Annotated in this window: 21 protein-coding genes; 12 read left to right on the forward strand and 9 right to left on the reverse strand. The window is 64.6% G+C overall.

Annotated elements, in window-relative coordinates:
• Positions 1 to 4 precede the first annotated feature (4 nt).
• From cysW to D6Z43_RS19350, 3 genes are all read left to right on the forward strand, one after another.
• Positions 5 to 877: a sulfate ABC transporter permease subunit CysW gene (gene cysW / locus D6Z43_RS19340; protein WP_120653697.1), complete on the forward strand. Its 873-nt coding sequence runs from the start codon at positions 5 to 7 to the stop codon at positions 875 to 877.
• A 5-nt stretch (positions 878 to 882) separates the two neighbouring features.
• Positions 883 to 1,872, forward strand: a complete 990-nt coding sequence (locus tag D6Z43_RS19345; RefSeq protein ID WP_120653698.1) for a sulfate/molybdate ABC transporter ATP-binding protein — start codon at positions 883 to 885, stop codon at positions 1,870 to 1,872.
• 190 nt (positions 1,873 to 2,062) lie between these two features.
• Positions 2,063 to 2,815, forward strand: coding sequence for a sulfite exporter TauE/SafE family protein (locus D6Z43_RS19350; protein ID WP_371924245.1), 753 nt, complete (start codon positions 2,063 to 2,065; stop codon positions 2,813 to 2,815).
• Between the two features lie 39 nt (positions 2,816 to 2,854).
• On the opposite strand, the gene D6Z43_RS19355 is transcribed toward D6Z43_RS19350, so the two are convergent.
• Complete coding sequence (locus D6Z43_RS19355; RefSeq protein ID WP_120653699.1) at positions 2,855 to 3,256, reverse strand: hypothetical protein; 402 nt, start codon at positions 3,254 to 3,256, stop codon at positions 2,855 to 2,857.
• A 124-nt stretch (positions 3,257 to 3,380) separates the two neighbouring features.
• On the opposite strand from D6Z43_RS19355, the gene D6Z43_RS19360 reads away from it, so the two are divergent.
• On the forward strand, positions 3,381 to 4,169 hold the full coding sequence (locus D6Z43_RS19360) for a helix-turn-helix domain-containing protein (RefSeq protein ID WP_120653700.1): 789 nt from the start codon (positions 3,381 to 3,383) through the stop codon (positions 4,167 to 4,169).
• A gap of 121 nt (positions 4,170 to 4,290) precedes the next feature.
• Positions 4,291 to 5,037: a hypothetical protein gene (locus D6Z43_RS19365; protein WP_120653701.1), complete on the forward strand. Its 747-nt coding sequence runs from the start codon at positions 4,291 to 4,293 to the stop codon at positions 5,035 to 5,037.
• Between the two features lie 186 nt (positions 5,038 to 5,223).
• On the opposite strand, the gene D6Z43_RS19370 is transcribed toward D6Z43_RS19365, so the two are convergent.
• Positions 5,224 to 5,748 (reverse strand): DUF962 domain-containing protein, encoded by a 525-nt coding sequence (locus D6Z43_RS19370; RefSeq protein WP_120653702.1) that lies wholly within the window; start codon positions 5,746 to 5,748, stop codon positions 5,224 to 5,226.
• Positions 5,749 to 5,832: 84 nt separating this feature from the next.
• On the opposite strand from D6Z43_RS19370, the gene D6Z43_RS19375 reads away from it, so the two are divergent.
• Positions 5,833 to 6,528 carry a Crp/Fnr family transcriptional regulator gene (locus tag D6Z43_RS19375; RefSeq protein WP_120653703.1) on the forward strand — a complete coding sequence of 232 codons (696 nt, stop codon included), beginning with the start codon at positions 5,833 to 5,835 and terminating at the stop codon, positions 6,526 to 6,528.
• Between the two features lie 126 nt (positions 6,529 to 6,654).
• Here the strand turns inward: D6Z43_RS19375 and D6Z43_RS19380 are convergent, their stop codons facing one another.
• Positions 6,655 to 7,668: an AraC family transcriptional regulator gene (locus D6Z43_RS19380; protein ID WP_120653704.1), complete on the reverse strand. Its 1,014-nt coding sequence runs from the start codon at positions 7,666 to 7,668 to the stop codon at positions 6,655 to 6,657.
• Positions 7,669 to 7,768: 100 nt separating this feature from the next.
• On the opposite strand from D6Z43_RS19380, the gene D6Z43_RS19385 reads away from it, so the two are divergent.
• Positions 7,769 to 8,842 (forward strand): fatty acid desaturase, encoded by a 1,074-nt coding sequence (locus tag D6Z43_RS19385; protein ID WP_120653705.1) that lies wholly within the window; start codon positions 7,769 to 7,771, stop codon positions 8,840 to 8,842.
• A 96-nt stretch (positions 8,843 to 8,938) separates the two neighbouring features.
• On the forward strand, positions 8,939 to 9,103 hold the full coding sequence (locus D6Z43_RS19390) for a rubredoxin (RefSeq protein WP_120653706.1): 165 nt from the start codon (positions 8,939 to 8,941) through the stop codon (positions 9,101 to 9,103).
• 138 nt (positions 9,104 to 9,241) lie between these two features.
• On the opposite strand, the gene D6Z43_RS19395 is transcribed toward D6Z43_RS19390, so the two are convergent.
• Positions 9,242 to 10,189: an autotransporter domain-containing protein gene (locus tag D6Z43_RS19395; protein WP_256660885.1), complete on the reverse strand. Its 948-nt coding sequence runs from the start codon at positions 10,187 to 10,189 to the stop codon at positions 9,242 to 9,244.
• 121 nt (positions 10,190 to 10,310) lie between these two features.
• Here D6Z43_RS19395 and D6Z43_RS19400 point away from each other — a divergent pair, with 121 nt between their 5' ends.
• Together D6Z43_RS19400 and D6Z43_RS19405 are read left to right on the forward strand one after the other, a co-directional pair.
• Positions 10,311 to 11,213 (forward strand): DMT family transporter, encoded by a 903-nt coding sequence (locus tag D6Z43_RS19400; RefSeq protein WP_120653708.1) that lies wholly within the window; start codon positions 10,311 to 10,313, stop codon positions 11,211 to 11,213.
• A 60-nt stretch (positions 11,214 to 11,273) separates the two neighbouring features.
• Positions 11,274 to 12,194, forward strand: a complete 921-nt coding sequence (locus D6Z43_RS19405) for a LysR family transcriptional regulator (protein ID WP_120653709.1) — start codon at positions 11,274 to 11,276, stop codon at positions 12,192 to 12,194.
• On the opposite strand, the gene D6Z43_RS19410 is transcribed toward D6Z43_RS19405, so the two are convergent.
• Positions 12,183 to 12,755 carry a TetR/AcrR family transcriptional regulator gene (locus D6Z43_RS19410; RefSeq protein ID WP_120653710.1) on the reverse strand — a complete coding sequence of 191 codons (573 nt, stop codon included), beginning with the start codon at positions 12,753 to 12,755 and terminating at the stop codon, positions 12,183 to 12,185. The two genes, D6Z43_RS19405 and D6Z43_RS19410, sit on opposite strands and share 12 nt — an antisense overlap.
• A gap of 87 nt (positions 12,756 to 12,842) precedes the next feature.
• Here D6Z43_RS19410 and D6Z43_RS19415 point away from each other — a divergent pair, with 87 nt between their 5' ends.
• Together D6Z43_RS19415 and D6Z43_RS19420 are read left to right on the forward strand one after the other, a co-directional pair.
• On the forward strand, positions 12,843 to 13,583 hold the full coding sequence (locus tag D6Z43_RS19415) for an SDR family oxidoreductase (RefSeq protein WP_120653711.1): 741 nt from the start codon (positions 12,843 to 12,845) through the stop codon (positions 13,581 to 13,583).
• Positions 13,584 to 13,686: 103 nt separating this feature from the next.
• A complete protein-coding gene (locus D6Z43_RS19420; protein WP_120653712.1) occupies positions 13,687 to 14,277 on the forward strand; it encodes a 2-hydroxychromene-2-carboxylate isomerase in 591 nt (196 codons plus the stop codon).
• On the opposite strand, the gene D6Z43_RS19425 is transcribed toward D6Z43_RS19420, so the two are convergent.
• The 4 genes from D6Z43_RS19425 to gabD form a co-directional block, all read right to left on the reverse strand.
• The gene (locus tag D6Z43_RS19425; RefSeq protein WP_120653713.1) at positions 14,238 to 15,494 is read right to left on the reverse strand and encodes an HDOD domain-containing protein; all 1,257 of its coding nucleotides are present in this window, start codon (positions 15,492 to 15,494) and stop codon (positions 14,238 to 14,240) included. The genes D6Z43_RS19420 and D6Z43_RS19425 overlap by 40 nt on opposite strands.
• A gap of 119 nt (positions 15,495 to 15,613) precedes the next feature.
• Positions 15,614 to 16,825, reverse strand: a complete 1,212-nt coding sequence (locus D6Z43_RS19430) for an HDOD domain-containing protein (RefSeq protein ID WP_120653714.1) — start codon at positions 16,823 to 16,825, stop codon at positions 15,614 to 15,616.
• A gap of 348 nt (positions 16,826 to 17,173) precedes the next feature.
• Entirely contained in the window at positions 17,174 to 18,451 is a 1,278-nt protein-coding gene (gene gabT, locus D6Z43_RS19435) for a 4-aminobutyrate--2-oxoglutarate transaminase (protein WP_120653715.1), read from the reverse strand.
• A gap of 169 nt (positions 18,452 to 18,620) precedes the next feature.
• The gene (gene gabD / locus D6Z43_RS19440; protein ID WP_120653716.1) at positions 18,621 to 20,072 is read right to left on the reverse strand and encodes an NADP-dependent succinate-semialdehyde dehydrogenase; all 1,452 of its coding nucleotides are present in this window, start codon (positions 20,070 to 20,072) and stop codon (positions 18,621 to 18,623) included.
• Positions 20,073 to 20,374: the final 302 nt, after the last annotated feature.

A 20,374-nucleotide genomic window follows, 5' to 3' on the forward strand; every position in this document is an offset into this window, starting at 1 on the left:
CGCCATGAGTTCCGCAAGCCTGACCGCCGCGTCCTCCGCCAACGCCGCCCGCCGGGGCAGCGCACTGGGTCGCCGTATCCTGATCGCCTTCGCCTGGCTGGCTTTCGCCCTGTTCCTTCTGCTGCCACTGCTAGTGGTCCTGAGCGAGGCGTTGAAGCAGGGCCTGGGTACCTTCTTCGAAGCCATTTTCGAGCCGGACGCCCTTTCCGCACTGAAACTGACCCTGATCGCCGTTTTCATCTCGGTGCCGCTCAACCTGGTGTTCGGCGTTGCCGCCGCCTGGTGCGTGAGCAAATACGAGTTTCGTGGCAAGAGCCTGCTGGTCACCCTGATCGACCTGCCGTTCTCGGTGTCGCCGGTCATCGCCGGCCTGATCTACGTGCTGCTGTTCGGCGCCCAGGGCTACTTCGGTGAATGGCTGCAGGACCGCGACATCCAGATCGTCTTCGCCGTGCCCGGCATCGTCCTGGCCACGATCTTCGTGACCTTCCCCTTCGTCGCCCGTGAGCTGATCCCGCTGATGCAGGAACAGGGCACGCAGGAGGAAGAAGCCGCACGCCTGCTCGGCGCCAACGGCTGGCAGATGTTCTGGCACGTGACCCTGCCGAACATCAAATGGGGCCTGATCTACGGCGTGGTGCTCTGCACCGCGCGGGCGATGGGCGAGTTCGGGGCGGTATCGGTGGTGTCCGGCCACATTCGTGGCGTCACCAACACCCTGCCCCTGCACGTCGAAATTCTCTACAACGAGTACAACCACGTCGCCGCCTTCAGCGTCGCCAGCCTGCTGCTGGTGCTCGCCCTGTGCATCCTCCTGCTCAAGCAGTGGAGCGAGTCGCGCCTGTCCCGTCTCAAGTCGAATGCTGATGAGGAGTAACCACCGTGAGCATTGAAATCCGCAACGTCAGCAAGAACTTCAACGCCTTCAAGGCGCTCAACGAAATCAACCTGGATATCCACAGCGGCGAACTGGTGGCGCTGCTTGGCCCGTCCGGCTGCGGCAAGACCACCCTGCTGCGGATCATCGCCGGTCTGGAAACCCCGGACCTGGGCAGCATCGTGTTCCACGGCGAAGACGTCTCCCAGCACGACGTACGCGATCGCAACGTCGGCTTCGTGTTTCAGCACTACGCGCTGTTCCGCCACATGACGGTGTTCGACAACGTCGCCTTCGGCCTGCGCATGAAGCCCAAGCGCGAACGTCCGAGCGAAAAGCAGATCGCCGAGAAGGTCCACGAGCTGCTGAACATGGTGCAGCTCGACTGGCTATCCGACCGTTACCCGGAACAACTCTCCGGTGGCCAGCGCCAGCGTATCGCCCTGGCCCGCGCTCTGGCGGTGGAGCCGAAGATCCTGCTGCTCGACGAACCCTTCGGTGCCCTCGACGCCAAGGTGCGCAAGGAGCTGCGCCGCTGGCTGGCGCGCCTGCACGAAGAGATCAACCTGACTTCCGTGTTCGTCACCCACGACCAGGAAGAAGCCATGGAAGTGGCCGACCGCATCGTGGTGATGAACAAGGGGGTGATCGAGCAGATCGGCGCACCGGGCGAGGTCTACGAGAGTCCGGCCAGCGACTTCGTCTACCACTTCCTCGGCGACTCCAACCGCCTGCACCTGGGCGACGACCAGCACCTGCTGTTCCGTCCCCACGAAGTCTCGCTGTCGCGTTCCGAAGTGGCCGAGCACCGTGCCGCCGAAGTCCGCGACATCCGCCCCCTGGGCGCCATCACCCGGGTGACCCTGAAGGTGGACGGCCAGGACGAGCTGATCGAGGCCGAAGTGGTGAAGGACCACGACAGCCTGATCGGCCTGGTGCGTGGCGAAACGCTGTTCTTCAAGCCCAAGGCCTGGCAGAAGGCGGCGGGGTTCTGACCGAGCGGAGCCCCTCTCCCCCAGCCCCTCGTCCTTCAGGGAGAGGGGCTGGGGAGAGGGCAGCCGGCGCACCAAACCTCCCCCTGCATTCCATATTTCACTCCACCCCGAATCGTCCCGATTCAGCGGCCCGGATACTGGCCACGTATCCATTGGCGCTATCCTGCGCCCCGACACAAGGAGTGAAACCGTGGCCGATTCCCTGATTACCTACCTGCCCCTGATTGCCGCCACCTTCCTGCTCGCCGGCACGGTGAAGGGCGTGGTCGGCCTGGGCCTGCCAACCATTTCCGTGGGCCTGCTGGGGCTGGTCATGCCTCCGATGCAGGCCGCCGCGCTGCTAATCGTGCCGTCCATGGTCACCAATATCTGGCAGCTCGCCGCCGGCAGCAGCCCCCTGGCGATGCTGCGCCGACTTTGGCCGATGCTCGCCGGGATCTTCGCCGGCACCTGGGCCATGACCTGGGTGGTGAATGCCGCTGACCTGCCCGGCGCCACCTCGATTCTCGGCATCGCCCTGGTGGTCTACGCGCTGCTCGGACTCGCATCGGTACGCTTCAGCGTGGCACCGGCCAACGAAGGCTGGCTGGGGCCGGTGATCGGCGCGGTAACCGGCGCCCTGACCGCACTGACCGGAGTTTTCGTGATTCCCGCCGTGCCTTACTTGCAGGCCATCGGCCTGGAGAAAGATGAACTGGTGCAGGCCCTTGGGCTGTCCTTCAGCGCCTCCACCATCGCTCTGGCAGTGAGCCTCGGACACAGCGGCGAACTGCTGCAACCAGCGGTGCTAGGCGCCTCGCTGCTGGCCCTGGTACCTGCGCTGCTGGGCATGGCCGGCGGGCAATGGTTGCGCAAGCGCATCAGTGCCGAACGCTTCCGTCGCTGGTTCTTCGTCGGTTTGCTGCTACTGGGCAGCGACCTCGTCCTGCGCGGTCTGTTCTAGACCCGAGGCGCCGGCCACCGCGGCCGGCGCCCATGCCACTCACGCGGCCACACCCTGGCAACGGCGGAGGCCAAAGAACTCCAGCTCGGCGAGCACGGCTACCGCCACCGCCTGACCGATCACGAAGACCTTGCCCAACAGGGTCGGCTCGACCCAACCCAGCGCCAGCAACGAGAGGCTGTCGATCACCCACACGGCGTTGATCGCCAGCACTGCCCAGATCCAGCCGCGCCGCAGCGCCTGACGATTGGCCAGCCAGCCAAGCGCCAGCGCGAAGGGCAGCAAGCCGATGCCGGCACCCAGAAGCAGCGCACGTGGCAGCCCCAGCAGTTCTTCCAGCGGGCCGGCTGCCAGCGTCAGCAACAACCCCATGGCGCCGCTGGCCAGGGCATCGGCTTGCAGGGCACGGCGCAGCATCGGGGACATATCGAGATGAGTCATGGTGGTTCTCCTGTCGATGGGGCGCCGGAGTGGCGCTTGGCGACAGATTTCCGCGAAACCCGCAGCGGGTCGATTACCTGCCAGGTAATGGCCGAGCTTCCCTCCCTGAACTATCGTCGGTGCCATGAATACATCTGCCCACCCCGTCGGCGCGCTGTTGCGCCAATGGCGCCAGCGGCGCCGCCTCAGCCAGCTCGACCTCGCCTGCGACGCGGAGATTTCCACGCGTCACCTGAGCTTCGTCGAGACCGGTCGCGCCCATCCCAGTCGCGAGATGCTGCTGCACCTGGCCGAGCAACTGGAGATTCCCCTGCGTGAGCGTAATCGCCTGCTGACCGCAGCCGGATATGCGCCGCTGTTCTCCCAACGTGCGCTCGACGACCCAGCCCTGGCCGGCGCGCGCACGGCGGTCGAGCAATTGCTCAAGGCCCACGAACCCAACCCGGCGCTGGCGGTGGACCGGCACTGGAACCTGCTGGCGGCCAATGGTGCTGTGGCGCCCCTGCTCTCGGGAGTGGCGCCGGAACTGCTGGCGCCGCCACTCAACGTGCTGCGGGTGTCACTGCACCCGAAGGGCCTGGCGCCCCATATCGTCAACCTCGGCCAGTGGCGCGCGCATCTGCTGGAACGCCTGCATCGGGATATCGAAGTCAGCGGCGACCCGGAACTACAGGCGCTGTTCGATGAGCTCAATGGCTACCCCGCACCACCTCCACCGGAAGGTCTGCCCAGCGAGGCGGTGCTCGTGCCGCTGCAACTGCGCACATCTGTTGGCGTCATCAGTTTCATCAGCACCATCACGGTGTTCGGCACTCCGGTCGACGTCACCCTGGCCGAGCTTGGGCTAGAAACCCTGTTCCCCGCCGACCCAGTCAGCGCCGAGTTGCTGCGCAAGCTGCAGGGCAAAGCCTGAAAAACATCGATTCACCCACAACAAATCATTCTTTCGGGTAGTAGCGTGAGAGCCACGGCGCAGTAGGCTGTGCCGGCACCTTTATCGACTCCTCAGAACAACAAGAACAGGAGCACCCGCCATGATCCGCAAGGTTCTGCTGTATCCGCTGATCGCTCTTCTGCTGGGCGTCGCCATGCCCGGTCTCGCCACGGAACGCTCCCCTCTGGAACTGGTACAGGTCCACGCCAGCCGTGCCACGGCCAGCCTGCTGCTGTTTCGCGGGGAAGGCTTCCAGGACGTCCATGCCGAACGAATGCGTAGCGACCTCAAGGCGCTGGATGCCGACTACCAGCGCATCTCCACGCCGAGCGGGGACTTGCGCAAGGCCCATGACGCGTTTGTTACCCAGCTCGAACAGGGCGTTTCCTACGGCCGCAAGGAAGAAGACGTGCCGTGGCGCTTTCCCCAGGAGCTGGCCAAGGCTTTGCGCGACTTCCTCATCGCCGCACGCTCTCAGGCCGGCACGGGCGGAGCTGAGGAACTGCCCGCCAAGGTGGAGTACCTCAATGTCCAGTACCTGAGCCGGTCCTACATCGGCACCTTCGAAATTGCCCGCGAGAACGGCGATACCTATATCGGCCAGGACGAACGTCGCCTGCTGCCGGACATAGACAAGGAGCTGGCGCCGCTGGACGACAAGGCCGACCCGGCGCTGGCCAAGCTGAAGACTCGCTGGGGGTTCCTGAGGACTGCACTGAGCGACCTGAACAGCCAGAGCAACACACTGGTCAGCGCCTCCGGCCGGCCCTACGCGCCCATGATGGTGGACCGTCAGGCGCGGTCGATGAGTGGGCAGTTGCTGACGCTGGGCGACCTCTCCCCCTGATTCAGAAATAGGGGTGAGAAAGCCAGATACCGCAGGGAAATGCTCGGGACTGGACGCTCGCAGGGACAGCCCCCTCTCCCTTCAGGGAGAGGGCATCCCGGCCTGTTGGGCTTCGCTGCGCTCTGCACCAGCCTACGGGGCCGCTGCGCGCCCATGGGCGAATGAATCCGCCTCCGCCGGGATAAATCAAACCGCGGCCTTCTTCTCCCGAATGCACGTCGGGCCCGCACGCTCTTCTACCGCGTGCTCGATCTCCTTGCGCAGCCCCAGGAGGAAACCGAGTTCGGCAACCACGAACAGCGGCCCGATGATCAACCCGGTCAGGTCGTCGACGAAGGCCGGCTTGCGCCCCTCGTAGTAGTGCCCGATGAACTGGACCACCCAGCCCACGACGAACATCCCCAACCCGGCGCCAAGCCAGGCAGCGGTGCTTTGCACGGCAAGAGCAGCACCGAGCCACAAGCTCAACGCGAGCAGCGCTGTCATGACCAGGCCATATCGCAGGTCGAGGCGGAAGTAGTAGAGCGCAGAGACCAGGCTGACCAGCGCAGCCGGTGACCACCAAAGGCCGAAGGATTCGAAGCCGGGGCGCGACAGCAGCACGGCGACGGCGACCACGATCAGCGGAATGCCGACGAAATGGGTGGCGATGTTGCGGCGGTCACGGTGGTACTCGGCGTATTGGCCAAGTTGGTCGATGAGGGTTTTCATTGTTGTGTCCTCAGGTTTGCAGGCAATTGCGCCGATAATGGCGTCATGCCCGAGACAACCTCTGTCAGCTAGCCGACAAAGACCATGACCGAATTCAAGCACTACCTCGATCGCCTGCGCACTGGTCAATGGTTCAGCCAGTTACCCGCCGGCCTGCAGGAAGAACTGCTGGCCATGGCGCAGCTCAGGCGCCTGGAGCCTGGTCAGCGTCTGTTCCGTCGTGGCGACCCACCCTGCGGGCTCTATGCGGTGCTGGAAGGCGCGATCCGGGTTGGCAGCATCAGCGAGAGCGGCAAGGAAGCGCTGCTGGTGCTGGTGGAGCCACCGCACTGGTTCGGCGAGATCTCCCTGTTCGACGGACAATCGCGTACCCACGACGCCTTCGCCGAGGGCCAGGTAACCCTGCTCAACCTGCCCCAGGCGCCGCTGCTGTCGCTGCTCAAACGCGAGCCTTGGCACTGGCGCGATTTCGCCCTGCTGATGAGCCAGAAGCTGCGCCTGGCCTTCATCGCCCTGGAGGAAATGAGCCTGCTGCCCGCGCCCCAGCGCCTGGCCAGGCGCTTGTTGATGATCGCCGAGGGTTACGGCGAGCGCTCCGGCCAACGGCGCGTCATCCAGTTGGCCCAGGAGCAGTTGGCAATGATGCTGGCGATATCCCGCCAGACCACCAACCAGATCCTCAAGGATCTGGAAGCCCAGGGTGCGCTGCGGCTGAACTATGGCGAGATCGAGATCCTCGATCCTGAACGGCTCAAGCGCGCGGCACAGGGCAAGCCGTAACCGGCAACTGCGGGTACGAATTCATTCGCCCAGGGTGGCGCAGCCGCCGTCTGCGATTACCTAGGGCGTACCGTCGGTTCGCTTGGCGATTGGAATCGCCCCTACACGTAACCAGCCTCGCTGCGCTCAGCGACCTGCGGTGAGGCTTTCGCGGTACTGGCTCGGGCTCTGTCCGGTCCAGCGCTTGAAGGCACGGCTGAAGCTACTGGTGTCGGCAAAGCCAAGCAGGTAGGCAATTTCACTGATGGAGCAGCGCGGGTCGCGCATATGGACCAGCGCCAGCGCCTGGCGGGTGTCGCCCAGAAGCTGCTCGTAGTTGCAGCCCTCATCCGCCAGGTGCCGCTGCAGGCTGCGCAAGCTGAGGTGCAGGGACTGGGCGATGCGCTCGGCTGAAGGTTCGCCATTCGGAAGCTGGGCCTCCAGGCAGGCACGCACCTTGCGCGACCAGGTGGGCTGCTGCAGTTGCTCCAGGGTTCGCTTGAGCACCGCTTCGTTGTGCTCGGCCAGTTCGGGATTGGAGTCCTCCAACGGTCGCTCGAAGTCGTCCGCCGCGAACTCCAGCAGGTTCTCATCGGCACCGAAGGCCAGCGGCGCGCGGAATACCGCGTGCCAGGGCTGCGGGTCAACCGGCTGCTGGCGGCGAAGGTGTACGGCGAGCGGCGCATAGTCTCGGCCGATGCGGTTGCGGCAGGTGCGCACGTAGATGGCGGCAAAGGCATCCACCGCTTCCGGCGCCGGCTCGAAGCCGTCTTCACGCACCCGCAGACGGAACAGGTAGCGCTCACCTTCGCGTGACAGCTCCAGCTCCAGCGCGTCGCTGACCACCTGGTGATAACGCACGATGCGCTCGAAGACTTCCCGCAGGCTGGCGCTGGCCACCAGGGCATAGCCCAGGGCGTGGAAGGTGGTGGGACTGACGTAGGTGGAAATCTTCAGCCCCAGGGCCGGGTCGCCGCTGGCGTCTACGGCCAACTGCCAGAGACGCGTGGTGGCGGACAGCGGGTAGCGCGCGTTGGGGTCGTCCATCAACGCCGGATCGAGCCGGGCCTGGCGGCAGAGTTCCGCGCTGTCGAGGCCGAGCGCGTCCAGCTGCTTGCGCAGGGCTCGGGTCCAACTGGCGAGGGTAGTGGGTTCGCTCATGCAGGTTGGCGTTTCCGGTCAACAGGTTGGCGTGCTCGGTCGGGCGCGGCGACGGCTCGGAACGGCACAGTAGAACCATCTCCGACAAGAGGATGGAAGCATGTCCGCCAAGCCTGCAAGCCCCCGCACGCTGAATGACCAGCAGCGATCAGCGCATATTCGTGAAGTGGTGATGGCCAGTGGCAACGCACTGCGCCAGCGTTTTCCCGTGTTGCAACATCAGGACGCCATCGGCGCAGGCATCCTCGCCTTCGCCTTGGCCGGCATGCTGGGTTCCGCCCTGCTCTATCTGAACGACCAGATCGCCTGGTGGGCCTGCCTGCTGCTCAACGCCTTCTTTGCGTCGCTGACCCACGAGCTGGAGCACGACCTGATTCACAGCATGTACTTCCGCAAGCGCAAGGTGCCGCACAACCTGATGATGGCGCTGGTCTGGATGGCGCGGCCAAGCACCATCAACCCCTGGATTCGTCGCCACCTGCACCTCAACCACCACAAGGTGTCCGGTACCGAGACCGACCTCGAAGAACGCGCCATCACCAACGGCGAACCGTGGGGCCTGGCGCGTCTGCTGATGGTGGGCGACAACGTGATGTCCTCGCTCATCCGCATGCTGCGAGCCAAGACCTGGACACAAAAGCGCGGCATCCTCTGGCGCACCCTGAAGGTCTACGCGCCGCTGGCGCTGCTGAACTGGGCCACTTGGTACGTCTTCCTCGGCTTCCACGCCATCGACACCCTGGCCTGGGCCCTGAATGCCCCTATCGCCTGGTCGGCCGGCACCCTTGAAGTGATGAGCATCGTCAACATCGCCGTGGTGGTGCTGGTGGGACCGAACGTACTGCGCACCTTCTGCCTGCACTTCGTCAGCTCCAACATGCACTACTACGGCGACGTCGAACTGGGCAACGTGATCCAGCAGACCCAGGTGCTCAACCCTTGGTGGATGTGGCCACTGCAAGCGTTCTGCTTCAACTTCGGCAGCACTCACGCCATCCATCATTTCGTGGTCAAGGAGCCCTTCTACATCCGTCAGTTGACGGCGCCGGTAGCGCACAGGGTGATGCGCGAGATGGGCGTGCGCTTCAACGATTTCGGCACCTTTGGCCGCGCCAACCGCTGGCACCCGAAGGAGCAGCCAGTCACCCAGCCCGCCCAACCCACCGTTGGATAGGGCACGGGCTGCGCGCCGCTGCCCCTATGATCGCGACAACGCGCGCCCCTGGGCGCACGCCTTCCCCGAGCACAGCTGCAAGCATGAGGTAGCGGCATGAAAACCTGGATTTGTGTGGTCTGCGGCCTGATTTACGACGAAGCCAAGGGCTGGCCCGACGAGGGCATCCCCGCCGGCACCTCCTGGAACGACGTGCCAGACGACTGGATCTGCCCGGACTGTGGCGTCGGCAAGAACGATTTCGACATGCAGGAAATCTGAGCCCGAATTCGCGGTGCCTCTTCCCTGTGGGAGCGAATTCATTCGCGATCGATACGACGCCAGCGTCATGAGGGGCAGCCCTTCGGCCTGCTTCGCGAATGAATTCGCTACAAGCTTCACCTCGTCGTCGATTCCGTCTCAAAACCTCAGGCTCACCCGCGCCGTCAGCCCGTTGTCCCGCGCGTCTTCGGCATAGGTGCCGTTATAGAACAGCCCGGCGTAGGCCTGTTCGGTAAGCTGGTAATCCACCCCCGCGTCCAGCCTGAAAGCGTCCCGGGTCAGTGCCACGGCGGCGCCACTCTCGTCGTCGATCCGGCTGTCGCTGAAAGCATGCCGCCAACCCGAGCTGATGCGCGCGGTCAGGCGCCGCCCCGATTCAAGCTCGATGCGCGTGGTACCGCGCAGGCCGAAGGTGCTGTAGCCGATCTCGTCGCGCTGGCTACCGAGACTACCCCGCGAATCGCTGTCCAGGCGCACGTAGGCCAGCTCGCTGAAACCTTCTGCGCTGAAGTCACGAAAATCCAGGGAGTAGCTGAGCTCGCCGAACACCTGGCCGCTATCGGCATCGGCCGCGCGCGTGTCACCGTCGTGGCCACTCCAGGCCGCCCCCAACTTCACGCCGATCTGGTTGTAGATCTTGGTGCCGGCGTAGGCGCCCAGATGCAGGCTGTGGATATCCGCATCCACACCCTGCACCTCCACGGAGGTGGTCGAGTAGCCGCCCATCACACCAGCGAACCAGTTACCCAGCTTGCGCTCGCTGCCCAGCAAGAGTCCGCCGATATCCCGCTCACGACGGGGCGCCCGGTGGTCCGCATCCGCCGAGCCGTGACTGCCGAAAGCCCGCGCCCAAGCCGGCGTCTGTCCCTCTTCCAGGGGCGGTTCACGGAAGGAAAAACGGATCTGCTGGATGCGCTCGGATGCGGCATCGCGGAGGAAGTGGCTGTCTTCCAGCAAGCTGGCGCGACTGGACGCGGCAAAGGGGTCGCCAAGGGCCTGCGCGCTCAGCAACAAGGAGCAGAGACCGGCAATGACGACGCGCGGCGATGGATGCTGGCCCATGCAGGGCACCTCCAGACGGGGCATGTGGATAACTCTAGTTCGATGCTGGGCAATTCAATTTCCCGAATCCACCCCCGAGTTTCTGATTTGCCGGAGATTCACGACGCTGGCGCAATGGCCACCGGCACACATAAGGAACCTGCCCATGCGCCCGCTGCTTTCCCCCGGCCTCAATGCCCATGCCTCGATGCTGCTCTGGGCATTGCTGGTAGCGCTATCGTTCTTCGCCGCTGCCCAGCTGAACCCGGCGCTCGACGCCCTGCCACTCACCGCATTGCGCCTGCTGCTTTCAGGAAGCCTGTTCTTGCCCTTGCTTCTGTTTCGCCGCCCCGGTCTTCCTGGCGGACGCGCACTGTTGGCGCATGTGGTGCTGGGTGGGTTGTTGGCACTCTATTTCGGCAGCCTGTTCGAAGCGCTGAAACACACCAAGGCACTGGACACCGCGCTGCTTTACGTCAGCGTGCCGCTGCTGACGCTCGGCGGTGAACGCCTGCTGCTGGGCAAACCGGTGCTGCAACGGCTTTGGCCGACCCTCATCGCCGCGCTCGGCGCCCTGGCCCTGCTCGGCCTCGACAATGCCCATTTCGATACCTATGCCTATACGGTCTACGGTATCGGCTGTCTCGCCATGGCGCTCTATGCCCCACTCAGCCAGCGTCTGAAACCCTGGCTCGGTGCCGAACGCGGCGCCGCTTCCCTGGCCTGCGGCAACCTGCTGGCAGGTGGCTTGCTGCTCGTCCTGGTCAGCACCCTCGGCCAGCGCTGGGACGGCCTGCAAGGCATCGCCCTGCGCGACATCGGTTGGCTGTTCTACCTGGCCCTGACCGCTACCCTCGCGACCTTCTGGCTCCTGCACAGGGCCATCCATTGGCTGCCACCGGCAACAGTGATCGCCTACAGCTACCTGAGCGGCCTGTTCGCCCTGCTGCTGCAGAGCGTCTGGCTGCACAAGGTACCCGCGCCGCTGGCCTGGGCCGGTGCCGTGCTGATTGTCCTCGGCATGCTCTGGCTGGCTCGCCTGAGCCCGGCGCGCACGGCCACCGCCTGAGTGCTTGCCATGTCGACAGGCTCGGGTTCTGATGGCGTTCCTGCCCCATGGAACCCGACCATGCTGCTCGCGAACGGACTACGCAAGATCGATTTCCAGGACCTCTTGGTGTTTCTCGAAATCTACGAGCGGCAGCACCTGGGGGAAGTCGCGGAGGTACTGAACCTCAGTGCCTCCAGCGTCAGCTACAGCCTGAGAAAACTCCGCGGTACCCTCGACGATGAGCTCTTCATCGCCACTCGCAGCGGCATGCGACCCACCCGCAAGGCCCTGGCCATGCGCCCCCACGCCCGCGCCATGATCGATCTGATGAACGCCTGCTTCAGCGAGTCCCGCGCCTTCGACCCCAGCCAGGCACCGCGTACGTTCCGCCTCTGCGCGCCGGAGTACTTCGAGCTGCTGATCCTGCCGCCTTTGCTGCGCCGACTGAGCGATGCGGGCTACCCGGTGAGCCTGGAGGTGCAACGCCTGGGCCGGGAAATTCCCGCCGAGGCCCTGGTGCAGGGTGAGCTCGACCTGGCCCTGGGCTTCGGCCCGAATCAGCACCGCGCCCACCCCGGAATAGTGAGCCTGGCGCTGCTCAAGGATGAGCTGCTCTGCGTACGTGCCGCCGAAAAGGAGCCCGTGGCGGACCTGGATGCATTCTGCGCACGACGCCAGGTGTTCCCCACACCCTGGGACTCGGATCGCAACATGATCGATGGCTGGCTGCAGCAGCAAGGCCGCTCCCGGCAGTTCGCCGCCCGCACCAACAATTACCTGGCCGCCCTGCAACTGATCCCGGCCAGCGAGTTGCTGCTGGTGCTGCCGGCGCGGGTGTATGAGCTATTGGGTAACCCCCGTACCGCCGCAAGTCCATTGCCCGACCTGCCAAGCTTTTCCCTGGAGCTGCTCTGGGCTCAGCCCTTCGACCAGGACCCGGCAAACATCTGGCTGCGCGAGCAGATTCTGAGCGTCTGCGCCGAGCAGTCACTTCTCTAGCAGGTCATCCACCACCCGGCCGAGAAAACCGCGACTCGCGTTCAGCACCTCGGCCTGGGTCTCTTCGCGGGCGAGCATGCGCGCCACCACCAATGCACCGACGCACTGGGAAATCATCGCCCAGGCCAGCTCGCCGTCTTCAAGGATTTCCGCCCAGGCACGCTGCAACTGCAGCATCCAGTGCTCGGCCTCCTCACGAACGGGAAGGTCGGCGCGGGCGATTTCAGCCCCCAGCGCCGGGATGGCGCAGCCGGTGTCGGGGTTCTGCAGATGGGCCATGCTCAGATAGCGGTCGAGGCAGCGCTCCAGCTTGTCACGGCAGAAGCCTTCGCCACGGGCGACGTGGCCGATCAGGCTCTGTGAAAGTTCGCGCTGGACGATGGCAGTGAAGAGGTCGTTCTTCGACGGGAAGTGGCTGTAGAAGGCGCCTCCGGTCAAGCCGATGGCTTTCATCAAGCCGTCGACGCCGGTGGTGGAAAAGCCGCCGAGCTTGGCAATGGCACCACTGCTTTCCAGCAGTTTTTGCCGGGTTTCTTCCTTGTGGGTGGCTGAATAACGCACGACGACCTCCGGTGGACTGGCTTGACGCACTGGCGAGCATAGCATAACGTCCGTTCAGCTAACGATCGTTCAGCAAAGGTGAACAGCATGGCTAGCGATACCGAGAACAAGAAAGTGGTACTGGTAATTGGTGCCGGTGACGCCACCGGCGGCGCCATCGCCCGGCGCTTCGCCCGCGAAGGGTATGTCGCCTGCGTGACCCGGCGAAGCGCCGACAAACTGCAGCCCCTGGTGGATGCCATTCGTGCCGAAGGTGGCGAAGCTCACGGCTTCGCCTCCGATGCACGCAAGGAAGAAGAGGTCGCCGAGTTGGTTGAAACCATCGAACGCGACATCGGCCCGATCGAAGCTTTCGTCTTCAACATCGGCGCCAACGTGCCCTGCAGCATCCTTGAGGAAACGGCGCGCAAGTACTTCAAGATCTGGGAGATGGCCTGCTTCTCGGGCTTCCTCACCAGCCAGGCGGTCGCCCGTCGCATGGTCACGCGCGAGCGCGGCACCATCCTCTTCACCGGCGCCACCGCCGGACTGCGCGGTGCCGCCGGGTTCGCCGCCTTCGCCGGGGCCAAGCACGGCATTCGCGCCCTGGCCCAGAGCATGGCGCGCGAGCTTGGCCCGCGAAATATCCACGTCGCCCACGTTGTGGTGGACGGTGCCATCGACACCGAATTCATCCGCGACAGCTTCCCCGAGCGCTACGCACTGAAGGACCAGGACGGCATCCTCGATCCCGACCACATCGCTGAGAACTACTGGTACCTGCACAGCCAGCCGCGCGATGCGTGGACGTTCGAACTGGATCTGCGGCCCTGGATGGAACGCTGGTGATCCCATAGGAGCGAGCTTGCTCGCGAAATGCTCCCGCACGGCCTCGTTCGCGAGCACGCTCGCTCCTACCTGGCCGTAGCCGAAACCAACGACGAGAACCCTCATGACCAAAACCGTCGAATTCTTCTTCGACCTCGGCAGCCCGGCCAGCTACCTGGCCTGGACCCAGCTGCCGGGGATCTGCGCCAGGACCGGCGCCACGCTGCACTATCGCCCAATGCTGCTGGGCGGTGTGTTCCAGGCCACCGGCAATGCCTCGCCTGCCGCCGTTCCGGCCAAGGCGCGGCACACCATGATCGATATGCAGCGCTTCGCCCGACGCTATGACGTGCCGATGCACTTCAACCCCTTCTTCCCCATCAACACGCTGACGCTGATGCGCGCCGCCATCGGCGTGCAGATGCGTCAGCCAGAACGCTTTGGAGCCTATCTAGATGCCATGTTCCGCGCGCTCTGGCAGGACAAGCGCAATCTCGGCGACCCCGTCGTGCTGGCCGCCGTCCTGCAGGAGGCCGGCTTCGATCCCCAGGCGATGCTGGCCCTGGTGGGTGAACAGGAGGTGAAGGACGCGCTTAAGGCAGTTACCGAAGAAGCAGTGAAACGCGGAGTATTCGGCGCACCCACCTGTTTTGTCGGTGAAGAGATGTTCTTCGGTCAGGATCGGCTGGATTTCGTCGAGGAAGCACTGGCCTGAGTCGACATCCCGAGCTTCGGCAGCGACGCCAGCAATGTGGCGTCGAGGCCGAGCATTCGCGCAGCCTTGTGTTTGGCCAGTTGGGCCGCGTCCTCGCCTTCCGGAAGCTCGGCGGCCAGCTTGGCGATGTGCAGGATGAGCGCATCCTTGGAGTAGACACCTCCGCCCAATTGGTACGCGGCCGCGATCAGCTGGCGCAGTTCCAGGGGCAGGCGCCAGCGCGTGCGCAGGGCCGAGCCGTATGGAGCGCCATGCGTACGCAGTGCCTCTTCGACCTGCTCGGCCGTCAGCTCCTCGCCTCCCAGGTCGCGCCAGCTCTGGATGCTGCGCAATACCGCCAGATCGCCGAGCAGGTGCAACAGGCCAGCGGTGTAGCAACGCTCGCCATCCCCCTCCAGGCATTGAGCCAGCCAGCGTGCCAGCTCGGCGGTGCGCTGGCATTGCTGCCAGATGCGTTCGCCGTGGGGTAGCAGCAGTGGGTCCGTCAGGTCGACACTGCGTTGCAGCGCCAGCCCCTGCGCCAGGTTGAGGCTGTGCTGCGACCCCAGCCGGGCAACGGCCTGATCCAGGGTCTGGCAACTGTTGCCCAGGTGCTGGCCAGCACTGTTCGCGGCGGCAATCAACTGACCGGTAAGCTGCGGGTCCTGGAGAAACAGGGGCTGCAGTTCGGCCAGGTCGCGCTTGTGAGACTGCATGGCGTGATCCAACGCCTCATGCACCACCTTCAACAACGGCGCCCCGGACGAGGTTTCACGCGCTTTGCCCAGGTACTCCTCCAGGCTCTGCATGTTCGGGACGGACGGAACCGGGCAGGCTAGCTCCTCGCCCGGTTCCAGCAACAGGTTACGCAGGCGCTGCAGCAGGTCCTCGGCATTGAAGGGCTTGGCCAGGTAGGCGGTAGGAGCCAATGGCAAGGCTGCGCGAACGCTGGCGGCGTCCACGCGCTCGGTGATCAGGAAAAAGGGGACTGGCGGATGGCGTCGCTGCCGCCGGACTTCGCGCAGCAGCTCAAGGCCACCGATGCCCGGCAGCCCGTAGTCGACAATCAGCAAGTCCGGCCAACCTGTGCGGCAATGCTCGAGCACGCTCTGGCTGTCCGGCAGCACCTCGAGATGTGCGTCGCATCGCGCCTTGCGCACCAGCTCGACAAGCAGCTCGGCACTCCAGCGGTCAGGGTCGGCAATCAGCACCTTGGGTGCCCGCTCCATATCTGCCATGCGTGGCGATCCAGTTCAGCTGTAACTCTGGGTGAAAAATCCTGTACGGCTCGTACAAGAAGTGCGAGCACTTCAGCAGACTAGACAATGCGGGCGCTCGCGCGCCAGCCCGGACAACGTCAGGGCAGCAAGCGCGCCGGAAGACGTTCCAGTAGTGCGGGATCGAGCCGCAGCAATCGTGCTGCTCGTTGTTCCATCAGGCTTGTCGGGGCTGCACCGTGCGACAGGCACAGCAGGGCCGCACAGAGGTTGAGTACCAGCGCTTCGCGGGAGAACACGCCAGCGCCCAGACCGTGGAAAGCCGCCACCAGTTCGCGCAGACCGAACGGCAAGCGCCAACGGATGCGCAGGGCCGAGCCGAAGCCCGCCGCCCTCCGCTGCATCACATCCTGCAGTTCATCGTTGCTCAGGCTGCCCCCGGAATCCTGCCAATCCTGCAGACTGCGCAGCAGGGCCAGTTCACCCAAGTTGTGCAACAGTCCGGCGGTGTAGCAGAGCTCGGCATCCAGCTCCAGTTCGCTGGCCAGCCAGTAGCCCAGCTCGGCACTGCGCTGGGCGGCCTGCCAGGCCAGTTCGGCCAGCTCCGCCAGGCGCGGGTCGTGCAGCCGCGCGTTGCGCTCCAGGGCCATGCCGAGCACAAGATTGAGGACGCGGGTGACGCCGAGTCGCTGCATGGCCTGACCCAGCGTCTGGCAGGGCATGCCGAAGTGCTGGGCAGCGCTGTTGGCGGCGGCGATCAGCCGTGCGGTGATCTGCGGGTCGCGGGAGAAGATTTCATCGAGGTCGCGCAGGTCGACCTGATCGGCGTGCAGGCATTGGCTGACCGCCTCGCGAACATCATCCAGCAGCGGTGCCCCCTGCCCCTCCTCGCGCACACTGTCGAGGTACTCCTTGAGGTTGTTGAGCAACAGCGCGGGCGCCTGGCCGCCGACAACGGAGTCGCTGGCCGGCAGCAGTGTGCTGAGGCGCTTGCGCAGCTTGGCCGCATTGAACGGCTTACCCAGGTAGGCCGTCGGCGCCAAGGGCCGCACGGCACGCACGCTGGCTGCATCCACGCGGGCGCTGATCAACACAAAAGGTAACGCGGGGGTGCGGGGGTGGCGACGCAGTTGGCGCAGCAGTTCGACTCCATCGATGCCGCCCAACTCTCCATCGGCAATTACCAGCTCCGGCAAGCGCCGCTTGCAGCGTGCCAGGGCTTCGAGGCCATCGGCCACCTGCAACACTTTGGCGGTGCCGCATATGTCCAACACGAGCTGGGCGAGTAGCTCCGACGTCCACGGATCGGCCTCGGCAATCAGGACTTCCGGAGCCTGGGCTAGGACGGGCATGGATACCTCGGGTGGCAGATAGGTCGTCACCGACAATCTACGCAGGGCCGGGAAATGGCCGAGAGGCAGGTCGGATTCGTCGTCAGAACAGAAGGCCGGCAGTCTAAACCGGGGGCCAGGCGGAGGATAGTGATCTAGGCCAAGGTCGGTAGCGAAAAACAACCTCATGCGGTTCCTGTCGTAGAGGGGATCTCGTTCGCCAGGTAGACCTAAGGATTGTTCTGCGGAGCTTCATACGCAGCCCTGCGCGACCCGCTCCCAGAGGGTGGGAGAGTCGTATGTGTCACTCCTGATCATCCAGGCAAAAAAAGACCCGCCGAAGCGGGTCTCTTTTCACTACCTGGGGAATCAGGCCAGTTCGTCGAAGCACTCGGCGACAATGGCGATGCCCTTGTCCAGTTGTGCGTCGGGAATGGTGACCGGCATCAGGAAGCGGATGACGTTGTAGTAGGTACCGCAGGACAGCAGGATCAGGCCTTTTTCACGAGCCTTGGCCACGATCTTGCCAACCAGTTCGGCGGCCGGCTTGCTTTCGTCGCCGCCTTCGAACAGCTCGATGGCAACCATCGAACCCAGGCCACGGACGTCGCCGATGACCTTGTGCTTGGCTGCGATTTCACGCAGGCCGGCCTTCAGGCGCTCGCCTACAGCCTGGCTGCGCTCCAGCAGTTTCTCTTCGTCGAACACTTTCAGCACGGCCAGGGCCGCGGCACAAGCGATCGGGCTACCGGCGTAGGTGCCGCCCAGGCCGCCGGGAGCGATGCTGTCCATGACTTCGGCCTTGCCGACTACGCCGGAGATCGGGAAGCCACCGCCAACGGACTTGGCGAAGGTGGTCAGGTCAGGCACGACGCCCAGTTGCTCGGTGGCGAAGAAGGTGCCGGTACGGCCAGCGCCAGTCTGTACTTCGTCGGCGATCAGCAGGATGCCGTGCTGGTCGCACAGGGCGCGCAGGCGCTGCATGAAGGCCTTGGAGTTGACGTAGAAACCACCTTCGCCCTGAACCGGCTCGATGATGATGGCAGCGATGTCTTGCGGCTGGGCATCGTTCTTGAAGATGCGCTCGATGCTGGCGATGGACTCGTCTTCGCTGATGCCGTGCAGTTCGCACGGAGCCAGGGCACGGAACACGCCGCCCGGCATCAGGCCCATACCAGCGGAGTACGGAACCACCTTGCCGGTCAGGGACAGGGTCATCATGGTGCGGCCGTGGTAGGCGCCGGTGAAGGCGATCACGCCAGCGCGGCCGGTGGCGGCGCGAGCGATCTTCACGGCGTTCTCAACGGCTTCGGAGCCGGAGGTCACCAGCAGGGTCTTCTTGGCGAAGTCGCCCGGCACGCGCTTGGCGATCTCTTCGCAAAGCTCGATGTAGGGCTCGTAGGCCAGCACCTGGAAGCAGGTGTGGGTCAGCTTGGTCAGCTGCTCCTGAACGGCCTCGATCACTTTCGGGTGCAGGTGGCCGGTGTTCAGTACGGCGATACCGCCGGCGAAGTCGATGTACTCGCGGCCGTCGACGTCCCAGACGGTGGCGTTCTCGGCGCGCTCGGCGACGATCGGGTGGATCTGGCTGACACCGCGGGCAACAGCGGCGGCACGGCGTTTCAGCAGGGATTCGTTCTTGCTCATAAGTTCCTCACGGCCGCTCATCGGGCGGCGCAATCTCAAGGATTAATGCCCCCGGTAGGGGCCAGCGCAGCATTCGATGATCGACTGCGCGGGCTTGCCGGAGGCTCGTTTTCTCTAGGGGTGGAACTGGGGCGCCGCGCGCTCTTTCGCGCCTTGCCCCGTCTTTGGATCAGATACCGCCGAGGCAGAGATACTTGATCTCCAGGTAATCCTCGATGCCGTATTTGGAACCTTCGCGGCCCAGGCCAGAAGCCTTCACGCCGCCGAAGGGCGCCACTTCGTTGGAGATCAGGCCGGTGTTGATGCCAACCATGCCGTACTCCAGGGCCTCGGCCACGCGGAATACGCGGCCCAGGTCACGGGCGTAGAAGTAGGAAGCCAGGCCGAATTCGGTGTCGTTCGCCATGGCGATGACGTCGGCTTCGTCCTTGAAGCGGAACAGTGGAGCCAGCGGACCGAAGGTCTCTTCCTTGGCCACGGCAGCGTTCTTCGGTACGTCGACCAGGATGGTCGGCTCGAAGAAGGTGCCACCCAGGGCGTGCGGTTTGCCACCGGCAACCACTTTGGCGCCCTTGGAAACGGCGTCGGCGATGTGCTCCTGGACCTTGGCCACGGCTTTCTCGTCGATCAGCGGGCCGGTGGTGGTGCCGTCTTCCAGACCGTTGCCGATCTTCAGCTTGGCCACAGCAGCCTTCAGCTTCTCGGCGAAGGCTTCATAGATGCCGTCCTGCACGTACAGGCGGTTGGCGCAGACGCAGGTCTGGCCGTTGTTGCGGTACTTGGAGATCAGCGCGCCTTCAACGGCGGCGTCCAGGTCGGCGTCATCGAAGACGATGAACGGAGCGTTACCGCCCAGTTCCAGGGAGACCTTCTTGATGTCCTTGGCGCACTCGGCCATCAGCTGACGGCCGATCTCGGTGGAGCCGGTGAAGGACAGCTTGCGCACGACCGGGTTGCTGGTCAGCTCGCCACCGACTTCGCCGGCACTGCCGGTGACCACGCTCAGCACGCCTTTCGGGATGCCGGCACGTTCGGCCAGTTCGACCAGGGCCAGGGCGGAGTAAGGAGTCTGGGAAGCGGGCTTGATCACCATGGTGCAGCCGGCGGCCAGAGCCGGGCCGGCCTTGCGGGTGATCATCGCGGCAGGGAAGTTCCACGGGGTGATGGCAGCGGTCACACCGATCGGCTGCTTGATCACGATCAGGCGCTTGTCGGGCTGGTGGCCGGGGATCACGTCACCGTAGACGCGCTTGGCTTCTTCGGCGAACCACTCGATGAAGGAAGCGGCGTAGGCGATCTCGCCCTTGGCCTCGGCCAGCGGCTTGCCCTGTTCGATGGTCATCAGACGGCCCAGGTCGTCCTGGTTTTCCATCAGCAGCTCGAACCAGCGACGCAGTTTGTTGGCGCGTTCCTTGGCGGTCAGCGCACGCCAGGCCGGCAGAGCACGCTCGGCAGCCTCGATGGCGCGGCGGGTCTCGGCGGTGCCCATCTTCGGCACGGTGCCGATGATTTCGCCAGTGGCCGGGTTGTTGACCTTGATGGTCTGGCCGCTGTCGGCGTCCAGCCAGGTGCCGTCGATATAGGCTTGCTGGCGGAACAGCTTGGCGTCTTTCAATTGCATCTCTGTCTCCTTCACACCGGCGCTGCACGGGCGCCGGGGCAGGTTGTTGTTCTTCAGCCAATGCGGGATTGGCCAGGACGGAGTGATTGGAACGGCCCGGCTTATGGAGGGGCGAGGGGGCGTTTGAAATCTCAAACGGAATCCTAGGGTGCGAGAAACTTAAGGGCAATAGGCCGTTCGATAAAATCAACAAAAAGTGGGTGCAGTTTGTCGAAATCCTGATCAAAGATGACCAGAAGCGGCACCATCGTTCAACATTGCGAACAAGGTTTTGCCGCATGGACGCAAGGGTCTGACATCGG

The organism is Pseudomonas sp. DY-1 (assembly GCF_003626975.1).
In the GTDB taxonomy this organism is placed as follows: Bacteria; Pseudomonadota; Gammaproteobacteria; order Pseudomonadales; family Pseudomonadaceae; genus Metapseudomonas.

Excerpts from the sequence above, each read along its gene's own strand:
- cysW (WP_120653697.1), top strand. The coding sequence starts at position 5 with ATGAGTTCCGCAAGCCTGACCGCCGCGTCCTCCGCCAACGCCGCCCGC.
- D6Z43_RS19355 (WP_120653699.1), bottom strand. The coding sequence starts at position 3,256 with ATGACTCATCTCGATATGTCCCCGATGCTGCGCCGTGCCCTGCAAGCC.
- D6Z43_RS19360 (WP_120653700.1), top strand. The coding sequence starts at position 3,381 with ATGAATACATCTGCCCACCCCGTCGGCGCGCTGTTGCGCCAATGGCGC.
- D6Z43_RS19365 (WP_120653701.1), top strand. The coding sequence starts at position 4,291 with ATGATCCGCAAGGTTCTGCTGTATCCGCTGATCGCTCTTCTGCTGGGC.
- D6Z43_RS19370 (WP_120653702.1), bottom strand. The coding sequence starts at position 5,748 with ATGAAAACCCTCATCGACCAACTTGGCCAATACGCCGAGTACCACCGT.
- D6Z43_RS19375 (WP_120653703.1), top strand. The coding sequence starts at position 5,833 with ATGACCGAATTCAAGCACTACCTCGATCGCCTGCGCACTGGTCAATGG.
- D6Z43_RS19380 (WP_120653704.1), bottom strand. The coding sequence starts at position 7,668 with ATGAGCGAACCCACTACCCTCGCCAGTTGGACCCGAGCCCTGCGCAAG.
- D6Z43_RS19385 (WP_120653705.1), top strand. The coding sequence starts at position 7,769 with ATGTCCGCCAAGCCTGCAAGCCCCCGCACGCTGAATGACCAGCAGCGA.
- D6Z43_RS19390 (WP_120653706.1), top strand. The coding sequence starts at position 8,939 with ATGAAAACCTGGATTTGTGTGGTCTGCGGCCTGATTTACGACGAAGCC.
- D6Z43_RS19395 (WP_256660885.1), bottom strand. The coding sequence starts at position 10,189 with ATGCCCCGTCTGGAGGTGCCCTGCATGGGCCAGCATCCATCGCCGCGC.
- D6Z43_RS19400 (WP_120653708.1), top strand. The coding sequence starts at position 10,311 with ATGCGCCCGCTGCTTTCCCCCGGCCTCAATGCCCATGCCTCGATGCTG.
- D6Z43_RS19405 (WP_120653709.1), top strand. The coding sequence starts at position 11,274 with ATGCTGCTCGCGAACGGACTACGCAAGATCGATTTCCAGGACCTCTTG.
- D6Z43_RS19415 (WP_120653711.1), top strand. The coding sequence starts at position 12,843 with ATGGCTAGCGATACCGAGAACAAGAAAGTGGTACTGGTAATTGGTGCC.
- D6Z43_RS19420 (WP_120653712.1), top strand. The coding sequence starts at position 13,687 with ATGACCAAAACCGTCGAATTCTTCTTCGACCTCGGCAGCCCGGCCAGC.
- D6Z43_RS19425 (WP_120653713.1), bottom strand. The coding sequence starts at position 15,494 with ATGGCAGATATGGAGCGGGCACCCAAGGTGCTGATTGCCGACCCTGAC.
- D6Z43_RS19430 (WP_120653714.1), bottom strand. The coding sequence starts at position 16,825 with ATGCCCGTCCTAGCCCAGGCTCCGGAAGTCCTGATTGCCGAGGCCGAT.
- gabT (WP_120653715.1), bottom strand. The coding sequence starts at position 18,451 with ATGAGCAAGAACGAATCCCTGCTGAAACGCCGTGCCGCCGCTGTTGCC.
- gabD (WP_120653716.1), bottom strand. The coding sequence starts at position 20,072 with ATGCAATTGAAAGACGCCAAGCTGTTCCGCCAGCAAGCCTATATCGAC.